Raw genomic sequence first — 20,826 nt, 5'->3', positions numbered from 1 at the left:
AACCGGGTGCGCCCCTCACTCGTGTCGGTGGTCAGCCGGCCAGGCAGGACGGTCCGAGGAGCACCTTCAGGTCGCCGAAGAGTGCCGGGTCGGGCTTCACCCGGTGCCGGTCGAGCCGCAGCACGGTGGTCTTGCTCGGTCCCTGGAGCCGGATGCGGACCTCGCTCTCACCCTTGTGGTGGCTGAGGATCTCGCCGAGCCTGCTGATCATCGGCGGGGTGACCTTCAGCGCGGGGATGGTGAGGATCACGGGCGCGTTGGTGCCGGCGTTGGACAGGTCGGGGACCTGGAGTTCCATCGCGACCAGGCGGGGCACGTCCTCGCGCTTGTCGAGGCGTCCCTTGACGAAGACGACGGCGTCCTCGACGAGTTGGGTCGACACCAGCTGGTAGGTCGCCGGGAAGAACATGCACTCGATGGAACCGGCGAGGTCCTCGACGGTGGCGATGGCCCAGGCGTTGCCCTGCTTGGTCATCTTGCGCTGGAGGCCCGAGATGATGCCGCCGATGGTGACGACCGCGCCGTCCGCGTGCTCACCTCCGGTGAGCTGGGAGATGCCCGCGTCGGCCTTGTCGGACAGGACGTGCTCCAGGCCGAAGAGCGGGTGGTCGGAGACGTACAGGCCGAGCATCTCCCGCTCCTGGGCGAGCAGATAGGCCTTGTCCCACTCGTCGGTGGTGAACTCGACGTCGAGACCGAAGCCGGGCTCGCTGGTCTCCGCCTCGCCCATGCCGCCGAAGAGGTCGAACTGGCCCTCGGCCTCTTTCCGCTTCACCGCGACCACGTTGTCGATCATCGGCTCGAAGTGCGCGGTGAGGCCCTTACGGGTGTGTCCCATGCTGTCGAACGCGCCGGCCTTGATCAGCGACTCCGTGGTCCGCTTGTTGCAGACGACGGCCTCGACCTTGTCGAGGTAGTCGGGGAAGGAGCCGTACTTCCCCTTGGCGTTGCGGGACTTGATGATCGACTCGACGACGTTCGTACCGACGTTGCGCACGGCGGAGAGGCCGAAGAGGATCACGTCGTCGCCCTGCGCGGCGAAGTTGGACATCGACTCGTTGACGTTGGGCGGGAGCACCTTGATGCCCATGCGCCGGCACTCGTTCAGATAGATCGCGGACTTGTCCTTGTCGTCCTTGACCGAGGTGAGCAGACCCGCCATGTACTCGGCCGGGTAGTTGGCCTTCAGATAGGCGGTCCAGTACGAGACCAGTCCGTACGCGGCCGAGTGGGCCTTGTTGAAGGCGTAACCGGCGAAGGGGACCAGGACGTCCCACAGGCCCTGGATCGCCTCGTCGCTGTAGCCGTTCTTCTTGGCGCCGGCCTGGAAGATGGTGAAGTTCTTGGCCAGTTCGTCGGGCTTCTTCTTGCCCATCACGCGGCGCAGGATGTCGGCCTCGCCGAGTGAGTACCCGGCGATGATCTGGGCGGCCTTCTGCACCTGCTCCTGGTAGACGATCAGGCCGTAGGTGACCGCGAGGACCTCTTCGAGGGGCTCTTCGAGCTCCTTGTGGATCGGGGTGATCTCCTGGAGCTTGTTCTTGCGGAGCGCGTAGTTGGTGTGCGAGTCCATGCCCATCGGGCCGGGACGGTAGAGCGCCGAGACGGCGGAGATGTCCTCGAAGTTGTCGGGCTTCATCAGACGCAGCAGGGAGCGCATGGGTCCGCCGTCGAACTGGAAGACGCCGAGGGTGTCACCGCGCTGGAGCAGTTCGAAGGTCTTCGGGTCGTCGAGCGGCAGGGCCAGCAGGTCGAGGTCGACGCCCTTGTTGGCCTTCACCATCTTGACGGCGTCGTCCATGATGGTCAGGTTGCGCAGGCCCAGGAAGTCCATCTTCAGCAGGCCGAGCGACTCGCACTGCGGGTAGTCCCACTGTGTGATGGTCACGCCGTCGGTGTGCCGCACCCAGATCGGGGCGTGGTCGACGATGGGCTCGCTGGACATGATGACGCCGGCCGCGTGCACACCCATCTGCCGGACCAGGCCCTCGACGCCCTTGGCGGTGTCGATGACCTTCTTGACGTCGGGCTCGTTCTCGTACATCGCCCGGATCTCGCCGGCCTCGCTGTAACGCGGGTGCGAGGGGTCGGTGATGCCGTTGAGGTCGATGCCCTTGCCGAGGACGTCGGCGGGCATCGCCTTGGTGAGCCGGTCGCCCATCGCGTACGGATAGCCCAGCACGCGCGCGGAGTCCTTGATGGCGTTCTTCGCCTTGATCTTGCCGTACGTGCCGATCATGGCGACCTTGTCGGCGCCGTACTTCTCGGTCACGTACCGGATCACCTCGACGCGCCGACGTTCGTCGAAGTCGATGTCGACGTCGGGCATGGAGACACGCTCGGGGTTGAGGAACCGCTCGAAGATCAGACCGTGCGGGATCGGGTCGAGGTCGGTGATGCCCATGGCGTAGGCGACGATCGAACCGGCCGCGGAACCACGGCCGGGGCCGACCGCGATGCCCTGCTTCTTGGCCCACATGATGAAGTCGGCGACGACGAGGAAGTACCCCGGGAACCCCATCTGGATGATGACGTCCATCTCGTACTCCGCCTGCTTCTGGCGGTCGTCGGGGACACCGCCGGGGAAGCGGCGGTTCATGCCGCGCCGGACCTCCTCCTGGAACCAGGTGATCTCGGTGAAGCCGTCCGGGATCTCGAACTTCGGCATGAGGTTCTTGGCCTCGAACATGCCCGAGGTGTCGATCTGTTCGGCCACCAGGAGGGTGTTGGCGCAGCCCTCCTGCCAGGCGTCCGAGGAGTCGATGGCGTACATCTCGTCCGTGGACTTCAGGTAGTAACCGGTGCCGTCGAAGCGGAAGCGGTCGGGGTCGGAGAGGTTCTTGCCGGTCTGGATGCACAGCAGCGCGTCGTGCGCGACCGACTCGTGCGCGTACGTGTAGTGCGAGTCGTTGGTGACCAGGGGCGGGATGCCGAGCTTCCTGCCGATCTCCAGAAGGCCGTCACGGACCCGGTGTTCGATCTCGATGCCGTGGTCCATCAGCTCCAGGAAGTACCGGTCCTTGCCGAAGATGTCCTGGTACTCGGAGGCCGCCTGGAGCGCCTCCTTCTCCTGCCCGAGGCGCAGCCGTGTCTGGAGCTCGCCGGACGGACAGCCGGTGGAGGCGATGAGCCCCTCGGACCACTGGGAGATGGTCTCCTTGTCCATGCGCGGCCACTTCTGCAGCCAGCCCTCCGCGTACGCGTCCGAGGACAGCCGGAAGAGGTTGTGCAGGCCCGTCGCGTTGGCCGCCCAGATCGTCTTGTGGGTGTAACCGCCGGAACCGGACACGTCGTCGCGCTTCTGGTGCGGCTGGCCCCACTGGATCTTCCGCTTGTTGCGCCGCGACTCGGGCGCCACATACGCCTCGATGCCGATGATCGGCGTGACGCCGGCCTTCTTGGCGGTGTGGAAGAAGTCGTACGCGCCATGCAGGTTGCCGTGGTCGGACATGGCGATGTGGGTCATGCCCATCTCGTTGCACGCCTCGAACATGTCCTTGAGCCGCGCGGCACCGTCCAGCAGCGAGTACTGGGTGTGGACGTGCAGGTGCGTGAACGGCGGCTTTGACACGGCGTGGCCTCCATGGGGCAGTGCAGTGGCGCGAAGCGCCTCGTTGAGGGGTGGTGGTCGGGCGACGGGCGGGCACTCGGCGACAGGCTGCGGGCAGTCTGGGGGGACAGCGACGAAGTCTAAGCCTCGGCACTGACAGCGGGAGGCGTCTCCCCCGTACCTTCGTGGGCGGGTCGTGGGCACTCCGGCATACCCTCGGACGTTGGAGGGACGACGGAGTCATTCGTCTCCCCGGTCGGCCCGTCCGGCCCCATTCGTCTTGCATCACCTGCACCAGGAGGCACCAAGCGATGTCGGTTCCGCAGCTCAGCGCCGAGCACCGCGGCGAGGAGATCCTCACCGTCTTCGACACCGCGTTCGGCGAGCTCCTGGCCGCCGATCCGGCCGCGTTCCGCGTGAAGTTCCGCAAGATGGCGGCCTCCGCGTTCGCGTTCTACCGGGGTACGGCGTGCCTCTTCTACCACGACCTGGAGGCGGAGCGGCGGGGCGGACCCTACCTGGACGACCGCACCGCGCGCGTGTGGATCCACGGCGACCTGCACGCGGAGAACTTCGGCACGTACATGGACGCCGAGGGCCGGCTGATCTTCAACGTCAACGACTTCGACGAGGCGTACGTCGGGCCCTTCACCTGGGACCTGAAGCGCCTCGCCGCCTCCCTGGCCCTCATCGGGTACTCGAAGGCACTCTCCGACGAGCAGATCACCGACCTCGTGCGGACGTACGCGGGCGCGTACCGCGAGCGCATCCGTGCCCTCGCGACCGGCGCGAAGAGCGACGAGGTGCCGCCGTTCACCCTGGACACCGCCCAGGGTCCGCTGCTGGACGCGCTGCGCGACGCGCGCTCGCTGACCCGGTTCGGGCTGCTCGACTCGATGACGGAGATCCGCGACTTCGAGCGCCGCTTCGCGCCCGGCGGCGGCTCCATCGAGTTGGACGCGGCAACCCGCTACAAGGTCCTGGCCGCCTTCGACGGCTATCTGGAGACGCTCCCGGAGTCGTCCCTGACCCGCCCCGACTCGTACCGGGTGAAGGACGTCGTCGGCCGTCGCGGCATCGGTATCGGCTCGGCCGGGCTGCCCTCGTACAACATCCTGCTGGAGGGCGCCACGGACGCCCTGGAGAACGATGTGGTGATCTACATCAAGCAGGCCCAGACCCCGGCCGTCTCCCGGCACATCACCGACCCGGCGATCCGCGGCTACTTCCAGCACGAGGGCCACCGCACGGTCATCTCGCAGCGCGCCCTCCAGGACCACGCCGACCCGTGGCTGGGCTGGACCGAGCTGGACGGCCGCGGTCAGCTGGTCGCCGAGGTGTCGCCGTACGCCGTGGACCTGGACTGGGGCGACATCGACGACCCGGAGGAGATCGCGGCCGTCGTCGCCGACCTGGGCCGGGCGACGGCCACGATGCACGCGGCGGCGGACGACCAGTCCGGCGAGTCCCTGGTGCCCTTCTCCACCGAGCGGGCCATCGACGCGGTGATCGCGGCCGACGAGACGGGCTTCGCGGACCTTCTGGTGGACTTCGCCCACGAGTACGGCGCACGCGCACGTGCCGACCACCAGACCTTCGTGGACCTGTTCCGCAACGGCCGGATCCCGGGCCTCTAGCCGGCCGCACGACACACCCGTGGACACCTCTTCCGACAGTGCAGAGGCTCACAGGGACCTTTTAGGGACCTCTTACAGGAGTCCGTGACACACTCACCTCCGCTATGGACATATCCGGGACCCACCTCAGAGCCGTACGCGCGGCACTGTTCACGGCACTCGTCGTGACGCTCAGCAGCGCGTCGCACGTGCTGCTGTCCAGGGTCCCGCTGCCCATGGGGACGGTGGCCGTGATCGCCGCCGCCGTCTTCGTCGTCGCGTACGCCCTGGCCGGCCGCGAGCGCGGCTTCGGCCGGATCGCGGCCCTGCTGATCCCGCTGGAGCTGGCCGCCGACACGGTCTTCACCACCGGCCAGACGGTCTGTTACGGCCGGGCGGGCGGTCCGGTCGCCGGGCCGCTGCGCTCGGTCGGCTTCGACGTGCTGTGCGCCGGCGACGGCGTGGGCACCCCGCTGGCCCGGGTGGCGGGCTCCGACACCGACCGGGTGGCGGCGCTGCTCGCCCACGCCGGCCCGTCGACCGCCTGGCTGCTGCTGGGCGCGCATGTCGGCGTGGGGCTGCTGGCCGCCGCCTGGCTGCGCCGGGGCGAGCGGGCCCTGGCCCAGCTGCTGGACGCGCTCACCACCTCCACCTTCCGCCCGCTGCTGCTGGCCGCCGCCGCGGTGACGGTCCGGTCCGCCCCGGCGGTACGCCGCATGCCGCGGCCGGCTCAGCGCGTCACCGCCCTCCGCGCGCGCCTGCTCGTGCACTCCCTGGGACGACGAGGACCGCCTCGCCCGAGCCCGCTCGCCTTCGCCTGAGCGACAGCAACGAGCACCGAGCACCGGCAAGCCCCTATTCGTTTCCGCGTACGCCGCCCATGCCGCGTACGCGTTCCCCAGGGAGATCACCAGCATGAGCAAGCGGAACAGCCAGGCGTCCAAGAGCGCGGCCCGTGAACGTCTGCGCCAGGAGCGCGAGCGCCAGGCCAAGCGCGACAAGGTGAAGCGGCAGGTCATCGTGGCCGGCGCGGTGGTCGCCGTCCTCGCGATAGCCGGCGGTATCGGGTACGCGGTCGTGCAGAACAACAAGCCGGGCTACTGGGACACGGCGAAGGACGCGAAGGTCGTCGCGCCGGCCAACACCACGGGCACCAACGGCACGACCGTGATCCTCGGCAAGAGCACCGCCAAGAAGACCCTCAAGCTGTACGAGGACCCGCGCTGCCCGATCTGCGCCCAGTTCGAGGAGACGGTCGGCCCGACGCTGAAGGCGGACTTCGACGCGGGCAAGTTCAAGATCCAGTACATCGGCGGAACGTTCCTCGACGGTGACACCGACGACAACGGGAAGATCGCGATCGGCTCCCGCGGCGAGGGCTCCAAGAACGCGATGAGCGCCATGGGCGCCGCGCTGAACGTGAGCCCGGAGGCGTTCCTGGAGTACAAGACCGCGCTCTACTCGACGAAGTACCACCCCGAGGAGACGGACGACAAGTTCAAGAGCGACGACTACCTGATCAAGGTGGCGAACACGGTCAGCGCGCTCAAGAACAACACGAAGTTCCAGACCGCCGTCAAGGACGGCACGTACGACGCCTGGGCGCTGGCGATGTCCCAGACGTTCAACACCAACAAGGACGGCGTCAACGGCACTCCGAGCCTGGTGATGGACGGCAAGAAGCTCACGGCCCCGAACAGCGAGAACGCGCCCATGACGGTCGCCGACTTCACCACGGCGATCACGGCGGCGCTGAAGGCCTGAGCAGCGGGTTCCGGGGCGTTCGGAGCGCCCGTCGTACGGTCCGCCGCTCAGCCCCGGTGGACGATCAGCCGAAGAGCGGGCGAACTTTTGTCGTTCGCCCGCTCTGTCGGCCTACTGATCAGTAATCTCAGCGCCCGTGACGAGTCGAAGCTCTTCCTCCGAGTCCACGGGCGCCCGGGTCAACTCCCCCGCCCCACGCCGTCGTACGGTGGTCAAGGCCGCCGCCGCCACCGCCGTACTGGCCGGTCCGCTGGCCGCCGCGCTGCCCGCCCGTGCCGCTGCCGAGGTCCCCGCGTTCCTGCACGGGGTGGCCTCCGGCGATCCGCTGCCCGACGGCGTCCTGCTGTGGACGCGCGTGACACCCACCGCCGAGGCGATACCCGGCTCCGGGCTCGGCCCGGACACCGAGGTGAGCTGGACCGTCGCCCTCGACAAGGCGTTCACGAACGTCGTGTCCAAGGGCTCGACCACCGCGACGGCCGCCGCCGACCACACCGTCAAGGCGGACATCCGCGGCCTCGCGCCCGCCACGGACTACTGGTTCCGCTTCTCGGCGGGCGGCACGGACTCCCCGGCCGCCCGCACCCGTACCGCGCCCGCCGCGGACGCCGCGGTGACGGGTCTGCGCTTCGGCGTGGTCTCCTGCGCCAACTGGGAGGCCGGCTACTTCTCCTCGTACCGCCATCTCGCGGCCCGCGGCGACCTGGACGCCTGGCTGCACCTCGGCGACTACATCTACGAGTACGGCACCGGCACGTACGGCACCCGTGGCACCGTCGTACGCCCGCACTCCCCCGCGCACGAGATCCTCACGCTCGCCGACTACCGCGTACGGCACGGGCGTTACAAGACGGACGCCGACCTCCAGGCCCTGCACGCGGCTGCCCCCGTCGTCGCGATCTGGGACGACCACGAGTTCGCCAACGACACCTGGTCGGGCGGCGCCGAGAACCACACCGAGGGCACGGAGGGCACCTGGTCGGCCCGGCAGTCCGCCGCGAAACAGGCCTACTTCGAGTGGATGCCGGTCCGCCCGGCGATCGCGGGCACCACCTACCGGCGCCTGCGCTTCGGCAAGCTCGCCGACCTCTCCCTCCTCGATCTGCGCTCCTTCCGCTCCCAGCAGGTGTCCACGGGCAGCGGTACGGTCGACGACCCGGCGCGCACGATCACCGGCCGGGCCCAACTGGACTGGCTGAAGGCGGGGTTGAAGGCCTCCGACACCACCTGGCGGCTGGTCGGGAACTCGGTGATGATCTCACCGTTCGTCATCGGCTCCCTCACCGCCGATCTCCTGAAGCCGCTCGCCGAACTGCTCGGCCTGCCCAAGGAGGGTCTCGCCCTCAACACCGACCAGTGGGACGGCTACACGGACGACCGGCGTGAACTCCTCGCCCACCTGCGCTCCAACGCGATCCGCAACACGGTCTTCCTGACCGGCGACATCCACATGGCCTGGGCCAACGACGTGCCCGTGGACGCCGGCACCTACCCGCTGTCACCCTCGGCCGCCACGGAGTTCGTCGTCACGTCGGTCACCTCCGACAACCTCGACGACATCCTCAAGGTCCCCGAGGGCACCGTCACCGCGCTCGCCGCGCCGATCATCCAGGCGGCCAACCGGCACGTCCACTGGGTCGACACCGACCGCCACGGCTACGGCGTCCTCGACATCACCGCGGACCGCGCGCAGATGGACTACTACGTGCTGTCCGACCGCACGAAGGCGAACGCGACGTCGACCTGGTGGCGCTCCTACCGCACGCGCAGCGGCACGCAGAAGGTGGAACGGACGTACGGCCCGGTGTAGCCGGCGGAAGGCCGGTCGCGGCCGGTCTCCCGAAGAGCCGGCCCTACAGGCTGTCGAGGAAGCCGAGCGCCACCCGCCAGGTGGCCTCGGCCGCCTCCTCGTCGTAGTCCGGCAGGTCGGGGTCGGTGTAGAGGTGACCGGCCCCGGCGTACCGGTAGATCTCCACGTCGGCGCCCGCCCTGCCCATCTGGAGATACCAGGAGCCCAGCCAGTCGTCGGTCTCGAACGCGTCCGGCTCGGCCACGTGCAGCTGGACCGGCAGCTCGTCCACCGACGCGGTCTCGGCGATGTCCGACGTGCCGTGCAGCAGCAACAGCCCGCGCGCCTTGGCGTCGCCGAGCGCGAGCGTCTGCGCGGTCGCGGCACCGAACGAGAACCCCGCGTACACCAGCCCCCGCCCGGAGTAGGGCGCGGCGGCCAGGATCGCCCGTCTGAGCAGTTCGTCCTTGCCTGTGGCGTCCTTGAAGGCCATGCCCTCCTCGACGGTCCCGAAGGTGTGCCCGTCGAAGAGGTCGGGGGTCCACACCTCGTGTCCGGCCGCCCGCAGCCGGTCCGCCGCGGCGCGTACGGCGGGGCGAAGCCCGTAGGTCGAGTGAAAGAGCATGACGTTCATGTGGACATCGTGCCAGGGACCACTGACAGAGAAGCCCCCGCATGTTCAGGACCGCCCCTGACCGGTTACGTTCTCCGGCATGGAGAACGTACTGCGCCCGCTGATCGTCCTCGGTGGCTCGGTCGTGCTCACGCTGCTCATCGGCTGGGCCACGGACCGCCTGCTGCGCAAGGCGGACGAACGGCAGACCGAGACTCCGCTGTGGGGACTGCTGCGCCGGGGCCGTGTGCCCTACCACCTCGTGCTGTGCGCGGCGCTGCTCAGAGGGTCCTATCACGAGGCAGACCTGCTCAGGGAGCACCAGGTCGCCGTCGGCCGGGCCCTGACGCTGGTGCTGATCGGCTCGACGGCCTGGCTGATCGTCCGTATCGCGGCGGCGGTCGTGGACACCTCGTACGCCCGTTACGCCCGCGTCCACCCCGACCCGGCCCGGGTCCGCCGGGTCCGCACCCAGGTGTCGCTGATCACGCGGGTCGTCGCGGCGGTCGTGGGAGTCGTGGCGGTGGCGGCGATGCTTCTCACGTTCCCGGCGATGCGCGCGGCCGGCGCCTCCCTGCTGGCGTCGGCCGGGATTCTGGGCATCGTCGCGGGTGTGGCGGCCCAGTCGACGCTGAGCAACATGTTCGCGGGGTTCCAGATCGCCTTCGGCGACATGGTGCGGCTGGGCGACACGGTCGTGGTGGACGGCGAGTGGGGCACGGTCGACGAGATCACGCTGACGTTCCTGAGCGTGCGCACCTGGGACGAGCGCCGCATCACGATGCCGGTGTCCTACTTCACCTCGAAGCCCTTCGAGAACTGGTCGCGGGGCGGGGCCCAGATGACCGGCATCGTCTTCTGGCACCTCGACCACAGCGCGCCCATGGACGCGATGCGCGAGAAACTCCGCGACCTCCTGCGCGAGTGCCCGGCCTGGGACGGCCGCGCCTGCGACCTGTCCGTCACGGACGCCACCCCGAGCACCATGGAGGTACGCGCCCTGGTGACGGCGAAGGACGCCGACGACGTCTGGAAGGTCCGGGTGCACGTCCGCGAGGGCATGATCCGCTGGCTGGCCGGGCAGCACCCGTACGCCCTCCCCCGGGTCAACACGGCGGACGCGTCCCTGCCCCCGGGCACCGAGGCGGCGACCCGCCAGGCCCGAAGGGCACACGAAACCCCACGGGTGGCCGGCCGAGGCTGACACCACCCTGGGACGGAAGGCCGCCACCGAAGCGCACCCCCGCAGGAGAGGCCCACTTCCCGACGGACTCGAAACAGGCGACGGGCGGTGCGCGGACGGGAGAAAGAACCAATGAGCCTGAAGAACTAAAGAGAGCGCCGCATCCCACGATGCGCGATGCCCGCCTCGTGGAACTCGTCCCCGTACCCGGCGTACCCGAGCCGCTCGTAGAACCCCAGCGCGGAGGTCTGCGCATGCAGGTCCACCGCGGTGAGCCCCAGCTCCCGGGCCGCCGCCTCGATACCCCGCACGAGCGCGACCCCGACCCCGAGCCCTCGCGCCTCCTTCCGCACCGCGAGCCGCCCGAGCGACCCCACGGACGGATCGCCCCCGGTCCGGCCGGCCGCGGCCTCCCCGTACAGCAACCGCCCCGTGCCGAGCGCCACCCCGTCCTCCCGGACGGCCACCACGTGCAGCGCGCCCGCGTCGAACTCGTCGTACTCCAGGTCCTCCGGCACCCGCTGCTCCGCGACGAAGACCTCCTTGCGCACCGCGAAACAGGCCTCGCGGTCGGCGGGATCCTCGGCGACACGCACGACGTACGGCGGCAGGGTCATGCGTACGTCTCCTCGCGCACCCGCTCCAGGGCGTTGGCCAGGTCGTCGGGGTAGTCGCTCTCGAACTCGACCCAGGTCCCGTCCCCGGGGTGCTCGAAGCCGAGGCGTACGGCGTGCAGCCACTGGCGGGTCAGGCCGAGCCGCTTGGCGAGCGTCGGGTCGGCCCCGTACGTCAGGTCGCCTACGCAGGGATGCCGGTGGGCGGCCATGTGGACGCGGATCTGGTGGGTGCGGCCGGTTTCCAGCTTCACGTCGAGCAGGGAGGCCGCGCGGAACGCCTCGATGAGGTCGTAGTGCGTGACGGACGGCTTGCCCTCTGCCGTGACCGCCCACTTGTAGTCGTGGTTGGGATGCCGGCCGATGGGCGCGTCGATCGTGCCGCTCATCGGGTCGGGGTGGCCCTGGACCAGCGTGTGGTAGCGCTTGTCGACCGTGCGCTCCTTGAACTGGCGCTTGAGCGACGTGTAGGCGCGCTCCGACTTGGCGACCGCCATCAGGCCGGACGTGCCGACGTCGAGCCGGTGCACGATGCCCTGGCGCTCGGCGGCACCGGAGGTGGAGATGCGGTATCCGGCGGCGGCGAGCCCACCGATGACGGTCGTCCCGGTCCAGCCGGGCGACGGGTGCGCGGCCACGCCGACCGGCTTGACGATCACGACGATGTCGTCGTCGTCGTGCACGATCACCATGCCCTCGACGGGCTCGGCCACCACCTGCACGGGCGCGGGTGCCTGCGGCATCTCCACTTCGAGCCAGGCACCGCCGTGCACCCGCTCGGACTTCCCGACCACCGACCCGTCGACCATGACCTTCCCCGCGGCGGCGAGCTCGGCGGCCTTGGTACGGGAGAAGCCGAACATGCGGGAGATGGCGGCGTCGACACGCTCGCCCTCCAGGCCGTCGGGCACGGGCAGGTTTCGGATCTCGGGAACGGTGCTCACCCGTCGAGTATGCCGGACGGGTCGGACACTCTCGTACGGGAGTATGGGGCCCTCAGTCCTTGTGGACGGTCCCGTCCGGGTCGAGCCCCCTGAAGGAGAGCAGGACGATCAGGACGCCGCCGCAGACGATCGCCGAGTCGGCCAGGTTGAAGACCGCGAAGTGCTTGGGTGCGATGAAGTCGACGACCGCGCCCTCGAAGACACCAGGCGAGCGGAAGATCCGGTCGGTCAGATTGCCCAGCGCGCCGCCGAGCAGCAGGCCGAGCGCGATCGCCCAGGGCACGCTGTAGAGCTTGCGGGCCAGGCGGGCGATCACGACGATCACGGCCGCGGCGATGACCGTGAAGATCACCGTGAAGGCCTCACCCATGCCGAAGGCGGCGCCCGCGTTGCGGATCGCCTCGAACTTCAGCCAGTCCCCGATGATCTCGATCGGCGCGTGGTGCTCCAGCTTGGCGACCACGATCATCTTGCTGGCGAGGTCCAGCACGTACGCCAGTGCGGCGACCGTGAACAGCACGAGGATCCGGCGCCTGCCCCGGGGCCGCTCGTCCGGGGTTTCCGGCTCGGCTCCCGCCGCGTCTGGGATGTCCGGCGTACCGATGATGCGCTCCGCCTCTGCCACGTGAGTCCCTCAACCTAGGTTCCTGACTGAGGACGAGAGTACGACACGCCTCCTGGCACACAGGAGCGCAGGAGGCACCCGGCGGGAATCGGCGGCCCGGTCAGTAGCGCCGCTCCTGCTTCTGCTTGCATTCGACGCACAGCGTCGCGCGCGGGAAGGCCTGCATACGCGCCTTGCCGATCGCGTTGCCGCAGTTCTCGCACAGGCCGTACGTGCCCGCCTCCAGCCGTTGCAGGGCCCGCTCGTCCTGGAGGAGCATCTCGCGCGCGTTGGCCGCCAGCGCCATCTCCCCCTCGCGCGTGATGTTCTTGGTGCCGGTGTCCGCCTGGTCGTCGCCCGCGCCGTCCCCGGAGTCCCGCATCAGACCCACGAGCGACTGCTCGGAGGCCGCGAGCTCGGCGCGCAGCCGCTGGACCTCGGACTGCAGCTCGGCCCGGGCCTCCGCGACCTCCTCCGGGGTCCATGGATCCTCACCGGGGCGTACGGCGAGTCCGCCCGGCTCCACCGCCGCGACGATCCGCGCCTTGGGTACCGCGCCGGGCTTCTTGGCCGTCGTGGTCGTACCCGGAGTCTTCTTCGCAACCACCGTCGTGGCTCCCGTCGTCTTCGCGGCCTCGGCCGCGCCCGCCTTGTTGGCAGTGCTCTTCCTGGCCGTGCTCTTCGTGGAGGTGCGTTTACCGGTACCGCTCCCGGCCGCGGTGCCCCTGGGAGCGGCAGCCCTCTTCTCGACGGCTGTCTTCGCGGCGACCGTCTTCACAGCGGTTGTCTTCGCGGCGGCTGTCTTCGCGACGGCCCTCTTGGCCACCGTCCTCTTGGCCACCGATGTACTCGCCACCGCTTTCGTCGCCGCCGTCCCGGTAGCCGCCGCCTTCTTCGCGGCGCCCTTCTTGAGAGCGCTCTTCTTCGCGTCCGTGCCCTTGCCACTGCCGGAGGCTTCCGCGGCCGTGGGTCGCGTGGATCTGCCGGTCACCGGCTGATGCTCGGCGGTCTTTTTCGCCACCATGGCCGCGGCCCCTTCACATATCGTGATCTTGCTCGCGAATCGTGCTGGGACGATAAATCGACTTCAGTCCCGCGGCAACGGGGAACGCCACCCGATTCGCCCACCCCGCCGGTCCTGCCGGGCAAGCCTGCAAGCGTTGTGCCCAGCTCCCCGCCGGGTAATCCGCCGAGCCGCGCGTCCCGGAATCCGGACACCCGACCCTGGCCATTCGGGTGGCTCGGAAAACCGGTCGGCCGCTGTCCGTGGGGCGCCGTACACTGGCCGGAGCGAGAAGCGTGGATGGGGACGAGTAGCGGCGTACGCAGCCCAGAGCGACCCGGGGACGGTGGAAGCCCGGGGGCGAGCGCGACGCGAAGATCACCCCGGAGCCGCCGGAAGAAAGCCGCAGCGAGGCGAGCAGCACAGCCAAGGCCAGTAGACCCGGTATCGCGACCCCAATGAGGGGGCTCGGCGGTGTGCGACACGCACCGGGGAGCCAAGGAGGGTGGTACCGCGGGAGTACGCCGTACACGGCGTCCGGAGAATTCCGGCTCTCGTCCCTCCGACGGAAGGCAGAAAGTCCGCCGGAGGAAGCTCGCTGATGACAACGCCGACGTACCGCCAGGTGCCCGCCCAGGTCGACCTGCCCGCCCTTGAGCACGCCGTGCTCGACTTCTGGCGCGAGCAGAAGATCTTCGCCAAGACCCTTGAGCAGTCCGAGGGGCGCCCCGAATGGGTGTTCTACGAGGGCCCGCCCACCGCGAACGGCATGCCGGGTGCCCACCACATCGAGGCCCGCGTCTTCAAGGACGTGTTCCCGCGCTTCCGCACCATGCGGGGCTACCACGTGGCCCGCAAGGCCGGCTGGGACTGCCACGGCCTCCCGGTGGAGCTGGCGGTCGAGAAGGAGCTCGGCTTCTCCGGCAAGCAGGACATCGAGGCGTACGGCATCGCCGAGTTCAACGACAAGTGCCGCGAGTCGGTGACCCGTCACACGGACGCCTTCGAGGCGCTCACGACCCGCATGGGGTACTGGACCGACCTCCAGGATCCCTACCGCACGATGGACCCCGAGTACATCGAGTCGGTCTGGTGGTCGCTGAAGGAGATCTTCACCAAGGGCCTGCTCACCCAGGACCACCGCGTCGCCCCCTGGTGCCCCCGCTGCGGCACGGGCCTGTCGGACCACGAGCTGGCCCAGGGCTACGAGACGGTCGTCGACCCCTCCGTGTACGTCCGTTTCCCGCTCACCTCCGGTCCGCTGGCCGGCGAGGCCGCCCTCGTCGTCTGGACGACGACGCCCTGGACGCTGGTCTCCAACACGGCGGTCGCCGCCCACCCCGACGTCACCTACGTGGTGGCGACCGACGGCGAGGAGAAGCTCGTCGTGGCCGAGCCGCTGCTCACCAAGGCCCTCGGCGAGGGGTGGCAGTCCACCGGCCAGACCTTCACCGGCGCCGAGATGGAGCGCTGGTCCTATCAACGTCCGTTCGAGCTCGTCGAGTTCCCGGCGGACGTCCCCACCCACTACGTGGTGAACGCGGACTACGTGACGACCGAGGACGGTACGGGTCTGGTCCACCAGTCCCCCGCCTTCGGTGAGGAAGACCTCAAGGTGTGCCGCGCGTACGGCCTGCCGGTCGTGAACCCGGTCCGCCCGGACGGCACCTTCGAGGAGGACGTCCCGCTCGTGGGCGGTGTCTTCTTCAAGAAGGCGGACGAAAAGCTCACCGAGGACCTTCAGCAGCGCGGCCTCCTCTTCAAGCACATCCCGTACGAGCACAGCTACCCGCACTGCTGGCGCTGCCACACCGCGCTCCTCTACTACGCGCAGCCGTCCTGGTACATCCGCACGACGGCCGTCAAGGACCGCCTCCTCCAGGAGAACGAGAAGACCAACTGGTACCCGGAGACGGTCAAGAACGGCCGCTTCGGCGACTGGCTGAACAACAACATCGACTGGGCGCTCTCCCGCAGCCGCTACTGGGGCACCCCGCTCCCGATCTGGCGCTGCGAGGAGGACCACCTCACGGTCGTCGGCTCCCGCGCGGAGCTGACCCAGCTCACGGGCACCGACCAGTCGGAGCTGGACCCGCACCGCCCCTTCATCGACGCGGTCACCTTCGCCTGCCCCCAGGGCGACTGCGGAAAGACGGCCACGCGCGTGCCGGAGGTCATCGACGCCTGGTACGACTCGGGTTCGATGCCGTTCGCGCAGTGGGGCTACCCGTACAAGAACAAGGAACTGTTCGAGTCGCGCTACCCGGCGCAGTTCATCAGCGAGGCCATCGACCAGACGCGCGGCTGGTTCTACACGCTGATGGCGGTCGGCACCCTCGTCTTCGACAAGTCGTCCTACGAGAACGTGGTCTGCCTCGGCCACATCCTCGCCGAGGACGGCCGCAAGATGTCCAAGCACCTGGGCAACACCCTGGACCCGATCCCCCTGATGGACCGGCACGGCGCGGACGCGGTGCGCTGGTTCATGGCGGCCGGCGGTTCCCCGTGGGCGGCCCGTCGCGTCGGCCACGGCACCATCCAGGAGGTCGTCCGCAAGACGCTCCTCACGTACTGGAACACGGTCGCCTTCCAGGCCCTGTACGCGCGTACGTCGAACTGGGCCCCGTCCGCGGCGGACCCGGCCCCGGCCGACCGCCCGGTCCTGGACCGCTGGCTCCTGTCCGAACTGCACGCGCTCACCGACCAGGTGACGCAGGCCCTGGAGGCCTACGACACCCAGCGCGCCGGCAAGCTCCTGTCGGCGTTCGTCGACGACCTGTCCAACTGGTACGTACGCCGGTCCCGGCGCCGCTTCTGGCAGGGCGACAAGGCCGCGCTGCGCACCCTGCACGAGGTCGTCGAGACGGTCACGAAGCTGATGGCCCCGCTGACCCCGTTCATCACCGAACGGGTCTGGCAGGACCTGGTGGTGCCGGTGACCCCGGGCAGCCCCGAATCCGTCCACCTGACCTCCTGGCCCGAGGCGGACCTGTCCGCGATCGACCCGGAGCTGTCGAAGCAGATGGTGCTCGTACGGCGGCTGGTCGAGCTGGGCCGTGCCACGCGCGCGGAGTCCGGGGTGAAGACGCGTCAGCCGCTGTCCCGCGCGCTGGTCGCGGCGGCCGGTTTCGACACCCTCGACCGCGAACTGCACGCGCAGATCACGGAGGAGCTGAACGTCAGCTCCCTGGCGTCCCTCTCCGAGGTGGGCGGCTCCCTGGTCGACACCACCGCCAAGGCCAACTTCCGGGCCCTGGGCAAGCGGTTCGGCAAGCGCGTCCAGGACGTCGCGAAGGCCGTCGCGAACACCGACGCGGCAGCCCTGTCCCTCGCCCTGCGCGCGGGCACGGCGTCGGTCGAGGTCGACGGCGAGACGGTCGCCCTCGCCCCGGACGAGGTCATCATCACGGAGACCCCGCGCGAGGGCTGGTCGGTGGCGTCCGACTCGGGCGCGACGGTCGCCCTCGACCTGGAGATCACGGAGGAGCTGCGTCAGGCGGGCCTCGCCCGTGACGCGATCCGGCTGATCCAGGAGGCCCGTAAGAACAGCGGCCTCGACGTGGCCGACCGCATCGCGCTGCGCTGGACGTCCACGGACCCGGCGGTCACCGCGGCCCTGACCGAGCACTCGGGCCTGATCGCCGACGAGGTCCTGGCGACGGACTTCGCCCAGGGCGAGGCGGACGACACCTACGGGGACCCGTTTACGGACGAGGGCCTGTCGCTGACGTTCCGCCTGCGCAAGGCGTAACGGCACACACAGCAGGACGTACAAAGGCCCGGTTCCACCGACCGACTCGGCGGAACCGGGCCTTCGTGCGCCACGGCACGAACGTCACGGCACGGAAGTGGGCAACGCAAAAGGGCGGGGCCCCGGAAGAAAATCCGGGGCCCCGCACTGAACGCCGACGACGCCTAAGGCGTACTAAAGGCCGTCAGTTGTCGTCCTCGTCGATCAGGAAGCCGCGCATCGGTGAGGGAGCCTGACCCATCGGAGACGGGCCCTGCGGCCGGACCGGAGCCATGGGCTGGGTCATGGCCGGGGACATCTGCTGCTGGCCGCCGTAGGACGGACCGGCCGGGCCGGGACCACCCATGCCCTGGCCGCCCATGCCCTGGTTGCCGCCGTACGACGGGGCACCGGCACCGGCCGGAGCCATCGAGGGCGCCGGGGACGGCGGCAGGGAGGCCGTGGCCGGAGTGCGCGGCGGGGCCAGCGAGTCGTCGGCCTGGGTCTCCAGCTGACGCAGCTGCGACTCCAGGTAGGACTTCAGGCGGGTGCGGTACTCGCGCTCGAAGCCGCGCAGATCCTCGACCTTGCGCTCCAGCGTGGCGCGAGCGGACTCCAGGGAGCCCATCGCGACGCGGTGCTTCTCCTGGGCGTCCCGCTCAAGAGCGTCGGCCTTGGCGCGGGCATCGCGCTCCAGACCCTCGGCGCGGCTGCGTGCCTCGCCGACGATCTTGTTGGCCTCGGACCGGGCCTCGGCGATCGCCTGGTCGGCGGTCTGCTGGGCCAGCGAGAGAACACGCGCGGCGCTGTCGCCACCGGGACCCTGACCGGGGCCGCCCATCATCTGCGGGGGACCGCCCATCGGGCCGCCCATCTGCTGCATCTGACCCTGCATCTGCTGACCGGGCATCTGCTGCATCTGGCCGGGCATACCGCCCTGGCCCATCTGTCCCTGCATCGGGCCCTGGCCCATGGGGCCCTGACCCATCTGTCCCTGCATCGGGCCCTGACCCATGGGGCCCTGACCCATCGGGCCGGGACCCTGCGGGCCACCCTGGCCACCGGGGCCGGGGGGCAACTGCGGCGCACCGCTGGGCAGCTGGGGCGGGCCGCCCATGGGGCCGCCCATCTGCTGCTGCGGCGGGCCCGATATGCCGGCGGGCACCGGGCCGCCGGGGCCTCGCATGCCCTGCGGCATGCCTTGCTGGGGCATGCCCTGTTGCTGCATACCCTGTTGTTGCATGCCCTGCTGCTGGTCCTGTTCCGGAGGCTTGCGCATGCCCTGCTGCTGCTGGTTCTGGGCAGCGGCACGCGTGGCAGCGGCCAGCTTGGCGCGCAGGTCCTCGTTCTCGCGGAGCAGGCGGGTCAGTTCGGCTTCAACCTCGTCGAGGAAGGCGTCGACCTCGTCCTCGTCATAGCCTTCTCGGAGGCGGACGGTCGTGAACTGCTTGTTCCGCACATCCTCGGGGGTCAATGGCATCTCTTCACCTCAACGTAGTCGTCGGCATTCGGCAAGACCGTATCGTTCACACCAACACCGACCTGACGACGGTGATCAGGATGTACACGATGATCATCAGTACGAAGAAGGACAGGTCGAGCGCCACGCCCCCGAGACGCAACGGCGGGATGACCCGCCGCAGAAGCTTGAGCGGTGGATCAGTGACAGTGTAGGTGGCCTCCAGAATGACCACCATCGCCTTGCCGGGCTGCCATGAGCGGGCGAACTGGAAGACGTAGTCCATGACCAACCGGAAGATCAGCACGATGAGGAAGCACATCAGCGCGATGTAGAGAACCTGTCCAACCACGCTCATGATCCGCGCTTCCCTCTCCCCATGTTTCCGTGCTGTCGGTACTGCTGTTGGTGTGCCCTGTTACTGCTGTTTCCGGTCGTGCGTCTCAGCTCTGGTTGAAGAACCCGCCCTCTGCGATGCGGGCCTTGTCCTCCGCCGTGACATCGACGTTAGCAGGCGACAACAGGAACACCTTCTGCGTCACCCGCTCGATGCTGCCGTGAAGACCAAACACCAAACCGGCCGCAAAGTCGACAAGTCGCTTCGCATCTGTGTCATCCATCTCAGTGAGATTCATGATCACAGGCGTGCCCTCACGGAAGTGTTCCCCGATGGTACGGGCCTCGTTGTAGGTCCGGGGGTGGAGCGTGGTGATCCGGTAAGGCTCTCGTTCCGACACGACCTTGGGCATGATCACCGGTGCGTTCTTCTCCAGGCTTTGACGTTCTTGTGTGATGGACGCCACGGGCGCGATCCGCGCCGGACGCCCGGATTCCGCGCCCAGCGAAGCGGAGTGCGACACCGGATCCCGCGGAGCGGACGGCTGCACCACTCGTACCGATTCGTCCCTTTGGGACTGATGAGACTGGTGGGACTGGTGCGAACCGTGCGGCTGATGCGAGGGCTCACGCCGCCGCAGGTCGCGCTCGGGTTCCGGGTCGAGTTCGGGCTCGAAGTCGTCATCGGGGTCGAATCCCCGGCCGTCGTACCCATCGTCCTCCACGAGGCCGAGGTAGACCGCCATCTTGCGCATCGCGCCGGCCATGCTCTGAGTCCTCCGCTCTGTGGTGGATCGACTGACGAGTGCCAAGTGCCCGCGATCCACGAGGTCGTTATTGTCGCCTCTCAGCGGCAATGACCATATTTTCTGCTGTGGTCCGACTTCCTGGCGACGTTACCCGAGCCTGGGACGGACTCCGAGTACCGCACTGCCGACGCGCACATGTGTCGCCCCGGCCGCCACGGCCTTTTCGAGGTCCGCACTCATCCCTGCGGACACCATGTTCGCAGCCGGATGCGTGCGGCGCATAGCAGTCGACAAATCCATCAGCCGCTCGAACGCCACAAGTTCACGTCCGGCGTACGGTCCGGTCAGCGGTGCGACGGTCATCAGCCCGTCGAGTCTGAGCCCCTCGGCCCCGGCGACCAGGTCGGCCAACTCCCCGATCCCGCCCGGCCCCACGCCTCCGCGCTCCCCCCGCTCGCTCTCCCCCGCGTCCAGCGCGACCTGGATCAGACAGCCCACCTCGCGCCCGGCCCGCACGGCCTCCCTGGACAGTCCGGAGACCAGCCGGTCACGGTCGACGGACTGCACGACACCTGCGTAACCGACCACGGAACGTACCTTGTTGGTCTGCAACTGGCCCACAAAGTGCCAGGTGAGCGACAGATCGGCGCACGCCGCAGCCTTGGGCGCCGCGTCCTGGTCCCGGTTCTCGGCCACATGACGCACACCGAGCTCCCACAGGATCCGCACATCGCTCGCGGGGTAGGTCTTGGTGACGACGATCAGCGTCACCTCCCCGCGCTTGCGGCCAGCCGCCGAGCAGGCCGTCGCGATACGCTCCTCGACCACCGCCAGATTTGCGGCGATCTCTCCCTTACGGTCCGTCATGTCCT

Annotated in this window: 16 protein-coding genes; 6 read left to right on the top strand and 10 right to left on the bottom strand. The window is 69.2% G+C overall.

Annotated elements, in window-relative coordinates:
* Positions 1–31: 31 nt before the first annotated feature.
* The gene (gene dnaE / locus OG595_RS32435) at positions 32–3,571 is read right to left on the bottom strand and encodes a DNA polymerase III subunit alpha (protein ID WP_329278201.1); all 3,540 of its coding nucleotides are present in this window, start codon (positions 3,569–3,571) and stop codon (positions 32–34) included.
* Positions 3,572–3,861: 290 nt separating this feature from the next.
* Between dnaE and OG595_RS32430 the strand changes: the two genes are divergently transcribed.
* From OG595_RS32430 to OG595_RS32415, 4 genes are all read left to right on the top strand, one after another.
* Positions 3,862–5,187 carry a DUF2252 domain-containing protein gene (locus OG595_RS32430; protein ID WP_329278199.1) on the top strand — a complete coding sequence of 442 codons (1,326 nt, stop codon included), beginning with the start codon at positions 3,862–3,864 and terminating at the stop codon, positions 5,185–5,187.
* Positions 5,188–5,291: 104 nt separating this feature from the next.
* On the top strand, positions 5,292–5,987 hold the full coding sequence (locus OG595_RS32425; RefSeq protein ID WP_329278197.1) for a hypothetical protein: 696 nt from the start codon (positions 5,292–5,294) through the stop codon (positions 5,985–5,987).
* Positions 5,988–6,081: 94 nt separating this feature from the next.
* Entirely contained in the window at positions 6,082–6,930 is an 849-nt protein-coding gene (locus OG595_RS32420) for a thioredoxin domain-containing protein (protein ID WP_329278195.1), read from the top strand.
* Between the two features lie 136 nt (positions 6,931–7,066).
* A complete protein-coding gene (locus tag OG595_RS32415; protein ID WP_329278193.1) occupies positions 7,067–8,740 on the top strand; it encodes an alkaline phosphatase D family protein in 1,674 nt (557 codons plus the stop codon).
* Between the two features lie 43 nt (positions 8,741–8,783).
* Here the strand turns inward: OG595_RS32415 and OG595_RS32410 are convergent, their stop codons facing one another.
* Positions 8,784–9,353: a dienelactone hydrolase family protein gene (locus tag OG595_RS32410; RefSeq protein WP_329278191.1), complete on the bottom strand. Its 570-nt coding sequence runs from the start codon at positions 9,351–9,353 to the stop codon at positions 8,784–8,786.
* Positions 9,354–9,432: 79 nt separating this feature from the next.
* Here OG595_RS32410 and OG595_RS32405 point away from each other — a divergent pair, with 79 nt between their 5' ends.
* A complete protein-coding gene (locus tag OG595_RS32405) occupies positions 9,433–10,536 on the top strand; it encodes a mechanosensitive ion channel family protein (protein ID WP_329278189.1) in 1,104 nt (367 codons plus the stop codon).
* Between the two features lie 125 nt (positions 10,537–10,661).
* Here the strand turns inward: OG595_RS32405 and OG595_RS32400 are convergent, their stop codons facing one another.
* From OG595_RS32400 to OG595_RS32385, 4 genes are all read right to left on the bottom strand, one after another.
* Positions 10,662–11,132 carry a GNAT family N-acetyltransferase gene (locus tag OG595_RS32400; RefSeq protein ID WP_329278187.1) on the bottom strand — a complete coding sequence of 157 codons (471 nt, stop codon included), beginning with the start codon at positions 11,130–11,132 and terminating at the stop codon, positions 10,662–10,664.
* On the bottom strand, positions 11,129–12,073 hold the full coding sequence (locus tag OG595_RS32395) for an RluA family pseudouridine synthase (protein ID WP_329278185.1): 945 nt from the start codon (positions 12,071–12,073) through the stop codon (positions 11,129–11,131). Before OG595_RS32395 ends, OG595_RS32400 begins: the two co-directional genes overlap by 4 nt.
* Positions 12,074–12,125: 52 nt before the next feature.
* Positions 12,126–12,698 (bottom strand): signal peptidase II, encoded by a 573-nt coding sequence (gene lspA / locus OG595_RS32390; protein WP_329278183.1) that lies wholly within the window; start codon positions 12,696–12,698, stop codon positions 12,126–12,128.
* Between the two features lie 100 nt (positions 12,699–12,798).
* Positions 12,799–13,701 (bottom strand): TraR/DksA family transcriptional regulator, encoded by a 903-nt coding sequence (locus tag OG595_RS32385; protein WP_329278182.1) that lies wholly within the window; start codon positions 13,699–13,701, stop codon positions 12,799–12,801.
* A 580-nt stretch (positions 13,702–14,281) separates the two neighbouring features.
* On the opposite strand from OG595_RS32385, the gene ileS reads away from it, so the two are divergent.
* Positions 14,282–17,431, top strand: coding sequence for an isoleucine--tRNA ligase (gene ileS, locus OG595_RS32380; RefSeq protein WP_329278180.1), 3,150 nt, complete (start codon positions 14,282–14,284; stop codon positions 17,429–17,431).
* 184 nt (positions 17,432–17,615) lie between these two features.
* On the opposite strand, the gene OG595_RS32375 is transcribed toward ileS, so the two are convergent.
* The 4 genes from OG595_RS32375 to OG595_RS32360 all read right to left on the bottom strand — a co-directional run bounded on the left by OG595_RS32375 (position 17,616) and on the right by OG595_RS32360 (position 20,821).
* Positions 17,616–18,890, bottom strand: coding sequence for a DivIVA domain-containing protein (locus OG595_RS32375; protein WP_329278178.1), 1,275 nt, complete (start codon positions 18,888–18,890; stop codon positions 17,616–17,618).
* 46 nt (positions 18,891–18,936) lie between these two features.
* A complete protein-coding gene (locus OG595_RS32370) occupies positions 18,937–19,227 on the bottom strand; it encodes a YggT family protein (RefSeq protein WP_055531456.1) in 291 nt (96 codons plus the stop codon).
* 85 nt (positions 19,228–19,312) lie between these two features.
* Positions 19,313–19,972 carry a cell division protein SepF gene (locus OG595_RS32365; RefSeq protein WP_329278175.1) on the bottom strand — a complete coding sequence of 220 codons (660 nt, stop codon included), beginning with the start codon at positions 19,970–19,972 and terminating at the stop codon, positions 19,313–19,315.
* 129 nt (positions 19,973–20,101) lie between these two features.
* Positions 20,102–20,821, bottom strand: coding sequence for a YggS family pyridoxal phosphate-dependent enzyme (locus OG595_RS32360; protein WP_329278173.1), 720 nt, complete (start codon positions 20,819–20,821; stop codon positions 20,102–20,104).
* Positions 20,822–20,826: the final 5 nt, after the last annotated feature.

Origin of the sequence: Streptomyces sp. NBC_01451 (genome assembly GCF_036227485.1) — a bacterium.
Lineage (GTDB): Bacteria > Actinomycetota > Actinomycetes > Streptomycetales > Streptomycetaceae > Streptomyces.
Note: the sequence above shows the minus strand (reverse complement) of the source record. Positions and strands in the feature narration are given on the sequence as shown.